Source organism: Nocardiopsis sp. TNDT3 (assembly GCF_003427465.1).
GTDB lineage: Bacteria > Actinomycetota > Actinomycetes > Streptosporangiales > Streptosporangiaceae > Nocardiopsis > Nocardiopsis dassonvillei.
On sequence record NZ_QPFC01000441.1, the window covers coordinates 1 to 3,978 of the forward strand.

Below are 3,978 nucleotides of genomic sequence, written 5' to 3' on the forward strand. Positions count from 1 at the left end.
CCCCCGCCCCCCGCGTTCCCCTGTGGAACATCGCGAACATCCTCACGATGAGCCGCCTGGTCATGGTGCCGCTCTTCGTGTGGCTCATGTTCCTGGACGGCTCGTGGTGGCGGTTCGCCGCCTTCTCCGTCTTCGTGCTGGCCGCCATCACCGACCGGGTCGACGGCGAGATCGCCCGCCGCCGCAACCTGGTCACCGACTTCGGCAAGATCGTCGACCCGATCGCCGACAAGGCGCTCACCGGCTCCGCGCTGGTCGTGCTCTCCCTCCAGGGCGACCTGTGGTGGTGGGTGACCATCGCCATCCTGGTCCGCGAATGGGGCGTCACGGCGCTGCGCTTCGCGGTCCTGCGCTACGTGGTCATGCCGGCCAGCCAGGGCGGCAAACTCAAGACGGTCCTCCAGATCGTCGCGATCAGCGTCTACCTCTTCCCGCTCCAGGTGCTGCCCTTCAGCGAGGTCTTCGTCTGGTTCGCGCACGTCGTGATGGCCGCCGCGCTGGCGGTCACCCTGTGGACCGGCCTGACCTACGTGTTCGACGCCGTCCGCGCGGTGCGCGCCCGCAAGGGCCCCGCCGCGTGACGGGGGAGCAGGGCCCGCCGGACGCCGGTGACCCGGACCCGCGTGCCGGGGCGCTGGCCGCGGCCGGGGCCGCCCACCGGGCCCTGCTCGCCGCCGGCGCCACCTGCGCCACCGCCGAGTCGCTGACCGGCGGCCTCGTCGGCGCCCACCTCACCGCGATCCCGGGCGCCTCGGGCACCTACCGGGGCGGTGTCGTGGCCTACGCCACCGACGCCAAGGACAGCGTCCTGGGCGTGCCCGCGGACCTCCTGGCCGAGCACGGCGCGGTCCACCCGGAGGTGGCCGGGCACATGGCGCTCGGCGTCCGCCGCCTGCTCGGCTCCGACTACGGAGTCGCGGTCACCGGCGTGGCCGGACCCGATCCCCAGGACGGCCAGCCCGTCGGCACGGTCTTTGTGGCCGTCGCCACGCCCGATGGAGCCACACGGGGCCGCCGTTTCCGTTTCACCGGGGACCGTGCGGGTATCCGATACCGCACGGTCGAGGGGGCGCTGCTGCTCCTGGAAACCGCTGTGCGCGGGAGCATGGAAGGAAACGCCCGAGGCTGAACTTTTCGGGCTGTTCTTCCTTTCCCCACCCTTGGGAACAAAACCACCCCCGGGCGGGGTTCCCCCTCCAGCGAACAGGACGGCAAGAGGTGCCCGAATCGGGCGTGGGACAGGTACGGTGGTGTATATGAAGGTCGCTACCGGTGGGAGGGAGCGCGAATGATGGTCCTGCTTCGTCACCTACTTGGTGACGTGCTCAGGCGGCTCCGGCAGCGCCAGGGCCGCACCCTCCGTGAGGTGTCGGCCGATGCACGTGTATCCCTCGGTTACCTGTCGGAGGTCGAGCGCGGGCAGAAGGAAGCCTCTTCCGAACTGCTCTCCTCGATCTGCGGGGCGCTGGGCGTCCCGCTCTCGCAGGTACTGAGAGAGGTCTCCGACCAGCTCGCCCTCGCCGAGCTCCAGGAGGCCGCGCTGCTGGGTGACGCGGTCACGACCGACCCCGTCTCCGCCCAGGACCTCGGCATCGACCCGGTACCGGATCGCGTTCCCCAAGTCGCCGACATGGTGGGGGTCTGACCCCTCCTCGGAACTGTCCGTCCATCGTCACCGTGACCACGACGAAGGAGCCGACCAGACGGTCGGCTCCTTCGGTGTTCACGGGACCTGCGCTCGGGGCGGCGGTCAGCGGTGGGTGTGGTTCACCCAGGCCTCGGGGTCCTCGGCCAACGAGCGCACCGTCTCGGGCAGCTCGTTGGTCACCAGGTGCTGGAGGTTGACGCCCTCCAGGATCGCGCGCTCGCTGGCGCGCAGGGCGATCCACACCTGCTGGAGGCTGCGGGCCGCGCCGTCGTAGTCCACGTGCTCGGGGCGCTCCCCGCGCACGTTGGCGAGCGGTCCGTCGACCGCGCGGATGATGTCGGCCAGGGAGATCTCCCCCGCCGGACGGGCCAGCCAGTAGCCGCCGACGGGGCCGCGCTGGCTGCGTACCAGACCGGCCCGGCGTAGCTGGGTGAGGATGTTCTCGAGGAATTTTCCGGGGATGGCCTGCGCGCGTGCGAGCTGTTCGGCCGTCACCGGCCCCTCGTCGGCGACGGCGAGTTCCGCCGCCGCGCGTAGCGCGTAGTCGACCCGGGCTGAAAGGCGCATGCTGTGATTATGCCGTGTGTAAGTGGGCGAATGGGGCACCGGCCGTCGACGGGAACGCCGTCGACCGGGATGCTTCAGGCCAAGGGTACTTCTCCTACCGGGTTGCGGGGACATCGGTGACGTCCCCGCTCTCGGGGTGTCCCGCCCCAGTATGTCCGCCGCGGTGACGAGCGTCACCGGAACGCGCCGACCCGGCCGGTCCGCGACCGGCCGGGTCGGGTGGCGCAGCAGGGGCGCTCAGTTCACGCCGGGGGAGGGGGCGCCCACCGGTGCCCCCAGCAGCTCCGCCGCGCTCAGCCCGTTCACGTGCGCGGCGCCGTAGGTGCTCACGTGCGCGCCGCAGTCGGGCCGCCAGATGGGCAGCCCCATCTCCACCACCACGGCGTCGGGGTGGGAGCTGAGCAGGCGGTTGACGAGCGCCTGGGCGGAGGGGTAGCGGTGCGCGTCCCGCACCACCACGACCAGGTCGCGGTCCCGGGCGCTGGCGGCCAGCCGGTCGGCGTGCGCGACGTCGGGGGAGACCCGCTCGGTGCCCGGGAACCAGGGGGACAGGCCCCAGGGGACCTCGCCCACCGCCATGCCGGAGGGGGCGTCCACCTCCACCACGTAGGGGTCCGCCAGCGGCGGCAGGTCGCCGTCCACGCGCACCGCGCGGCGGGCCCCGACCAGGCCCACCCCGTCGGCCGCGGGGGCGTCCGAGCGCCGGGTCTGGGCCGCGCGGATCCAGGTCCGCAGCTCGGCGTTGCGCCCGGCGGCCTCCTCCAGGCGCTCCCCGGGCAGGCGGCCCTCCCGGACCGCGTCCACCAGCGCGGCGCGGATCAGCTCGACCTGGTCGGCGTAGACGAACCGGCCCAGGCACAGCAGGTCCACCCCGGCGGCCACCGCGCGCACGCAGGCCTCGGGGATGCCGATACGGCCGCTGACGCCCTGCATGTCCATGGCGTCGCTGACCACGGTGCCGGTGAAGCCCAGCTCGCCGCGGAGCAGGTCGTTGAGGATGCGCGGGGTGAGCGTGGCGGGGCCGTCGCCGCCCAGGCCGGGCATCTCGATGTGCGCGGTCAGGATCGACCGGACGCCCGCCTCCACGGCCGCGCGGAAGGGCAGCAGCTCGCGGCGGCGCAGGAGGTCGGCGTCGGCCTCCACGCGCGGCAGCACGTGGTGGGAGTCCTGGGAGGTGGCGCCGTGGCCGGGGAAGTGCTTGGCGCACGCGGCCACGCCCGCCTCCTGGAGGCCGAGCACGGCGGCCGCCGCGTGCCGGGCCACCAGTTCGGGGTCGGAGCCGAAGGAGCGGGTGCCGATCACCGGGTTGTCGTCGGCGACGTTGACGTCCACCGAGGGCGCCAGGTCCAGGTTGAAGCCCAGCTCGGCCAGGCGTCCGCCCAGGGAGCGCAGGGTGGCGCGGGTCAGGCCGGGGTCGTCCACGGCGCCCAGGGCCGCGTTGCCGGGGTAGTCGCTGCCCTGAGCCTGGCCGATGCGGGTGACGTCGCCGCCCTCCTCGTCCAGGGAGATCAGCGGGGTGTCGGTGACCCCGGCCAGGGTCGCGTTGAGCGCGGTCACCTGCTCCGGGCCGTCCAGGTTGTTGTGGAACAGACAGACACCGGAGATCCCGTCCGCCAGACCCTCCAGGACCCAGCGCGGGGCTTGGTAGGACTCGAAGGGCACCAGCAGCGTGGCGTTGGCCAGACGCGCCAGGGTCGGGTCGTACGGCATGACGAACTCCGTTCGGTGAGCGAAGGGGTGCCCGTGGTCGGGCAGACGAAGGG

The 3,978-nt window shown here is 73.0% G+C and carries 5 protein-coding genes; 3 read left to right on the forward strand and 2 right to left on the reverse strand.

From position 1 onward, the window contains the following. From pgsA to DQW06_RS11605, 3 genes are all read left to right on the forward strand, one after another. On the forward strand, positions 1-581 hold a 581-nt coding region (pgsA, locus tag DQW06_RS11595), incomplete at its 5' end, for a CDP-diacylglycerol--glycerol-3-phosphate 3-phosphatidyltransferase (protein ID WP_232833007.1). Then, entirely contained in the window at positions 578-1,129 is a 552-nt protein-coding gene (locus DQW06_RS11600; RefSeq protein WP_013151705.1) for a CinA family protein, read from the forward strand. The genes pgsA and DQW06_RS11600, both read left to right, overlap by 4 nt. 159 nt (positions 1,130-1,288) lie before the next feature. Further along, the gene (locus DQW06_RS11605; protein ID WP_013151706.1) at positions 1,289-1,645 is read left to right on the forward strand and encodes a helix-turn-helix domain-containing protein; all 357 of its coding nucleotides are present in this window, start codon (positions 1,289-1,291) and stop codon (positions 1,643-1,645) included. A 105-nt stretch (positions 1,646-1,750) separates the two neighbouring features. Here the strand turns inward: DQW06_RS11605 and DQW06_RS11610 are convergent, their stop codons facing one another. Further along, positions 1,751-2,215: an Rrf2 family transcriptional regulator gene (locus DQW06_RS11610; protein WP_013151707.1), complete on the reverse strand. Its 465-nt coding sequence runs from the start codon at positions 2,213-2,215 to the stop codon at positions 1,751-1,753. A 237-nt stretch (positions 2,216-2,452) separates the two neighbouring features. Then, positions 2,453-3,925, reverse strand: coding sequence for a glycoside hydrolase family 3 protein (locus DQW06_RS11615; protein ID WP_013151708.1), 1,473 nt, complete (start codon positions 3,923-3,925; stop codon positions 2,453-2,455). Positions 3,926-3,978: the final 53 nt, after the last annotated feature.